The sequence below is a fragment of the Ferdinandcohnia sp. SAFN-114 genome (genome assembly GCF_059415045.1).
The window spans coordinates 1-1,804 of record NZ_JBPFDQ010000182.1 but is presented as its reverse complement, the minus strand read 5'-3'; the positions used below and the strand labels follow the sequence as shown (position 1 = coordinate 1,804).

The 1,804-nt window shown below is 39.2% G+C and carries 1 protein-coding gene; it reads right to left on the bottom strand.

Features of this window, described 5'->3' with window-relative positions; all coding sequences use genetic code 11:
• Positions 1-397 precede the first annotated feature (397 nt).
• On the bottom strand, positions 398-1,681 hold the full coding sequence (locus ACR65M_RS26755; protein WP_116354906.1) for an IS110 family RNA-guided transposase: 1,284 nt from the start codon (positions 1,679-1,681) through the stop codon (positions 398-400).
• Positions 1,682-1,804 lie beyond the last annotated feature (123 nt).

Sequence of the window (1,804 nt, the reverse complement as noted above, 5' to 3'; positions counted from 1 at the left end):
ACCTCCCTCTATAAAGTTAATTTATCTCACGAATACTCTCTTTTTCTCAAAATTTCATAACCACCTAATAGTTGACACACCAAAATTAATGGATATTAATTGTATTTCTTTAAATGATTTACAGGTTGGGGGACATCCTACCAACCAAATTGGTTTTATTTGGTAGATAGTGTATAACCGTGCTAGGAAATCTCCACGCAAATCACGGTCGCTAACCCTCCCATGTCTCTCCGGATTGTAATCCATACATTCCTTCGTCCTGCGTATCCATGAGGTGGAGGTTGGATAAGCTCCTTTGCTGGGTCTCATGCCCGAATGGTAAAAATAAGCTCCAACTCTGCACTATTGGTGTTTGTTTGAGAAATTAAAAGTGATTCGGAGTTATACTCATCAAGACTTATGCAGCCTGTAATGATAGGTTTTGTGTTAACCCTTTTAATAATTTTGATCCATCAAATTCACATTGTTTCTGTCCAATGACAAACAAGACCCGTAATAACTTACAACACAAGGCAATAAGTGACTGTTGTTTCTTAAGTGGACGCTCAGATCTCGTGGTGTAATATTTATGCAAAGCTTTAAAGATTGGGTTATGAGCTACAAGTGGACGAATAGCCAAATATAAGGCTCGTCGTAGACGACTTCGTCCTCTTTTAGTAATTCGTGTTTGACCTTTAAATTTACCTGAACTGTGCTCTCGTAATGAGAGTCCAGCTAGATTAACTAATTGCTGAGGATGATTATATTTCGTTATATCACCTACTTCTGCAAAAAACAGAGCGATGGTTGTAGAGCCCAGCCCAGAAATATCCATCATCTGCTTCGCTCCTGGAAGCTTTTCAACTAATGTTTCTAGCTCCGTGTCTAACTGTTCCAACTGTTGCTTATAAAGCTCATACTGTTCCAGTAGACATTCTAATTCACGCTTGGCAAACTTAATGCCGATTTGAATACCTATACTTTTTTTCGCAGCTTCTACAAGTTTCGTTGCACGTTTGATTCCTACACCTCGTTGGACAAATGGTTTCCAACTCTTCAATACTTCCTCGGGTGTCATTTCTTTGATTTGTGATGGAAAAGGAAACATTCGTAACGTACAGAAAGCTGCTTTACCTTCCCAGTCTCCAAAGACATCAAAGAACTCGGGAAAATAACGCTGAATATTGTTTTGGATTCGCCCTTCAATAATCATCAGTTGTTTCGTGAGCTGATCTCGTAATTTGACGCCTTCTCTTAATTCGGCATAAATGCCATCCAAGAGATTTGGTACGGAGTATCGCCCATCCTTAATCAACTGTGCTATTACTCTGGCATCTTTTGTATCATTTTTGGTGGGAGAGTTATCATCAAGCTCTTTACTTTTCTTAACGTGCATTGGGTTAACTAAAACAAAGTCATAACCCTTAGCCCTTAGAAAATAAGCTAAACTTAACCAGTAATGCCCTGTAGGTTCTACACCAAATATGACGTGGTTCTTGCCATTTTGCTTTCTGTGTCGTTCCATCCAATCTAATAGTTTTTGGAATCCGTGAATGCGATTTTCGAAGATTAAGCGTTTCCCGAACTCCAATCCTCTGTCATCTTGTGCACGTGCCACGTGTTTGTCCTTGGCAACATCAATGCCAATAATAAGGGTTGATTGAGTAATTTGAGAGATTTTTTGATTTTGTGTATAATTCATTAGTGAGTCCTCCTTGGTTACTTAATTAAGGGTCCTTGCGCTGCAGCTTCGGACACCTCGTACTATACCAAGAGGGCTCTTTTTGTTTCAACTCTCAAATTTCTTTATTACAGGAATGCTCCT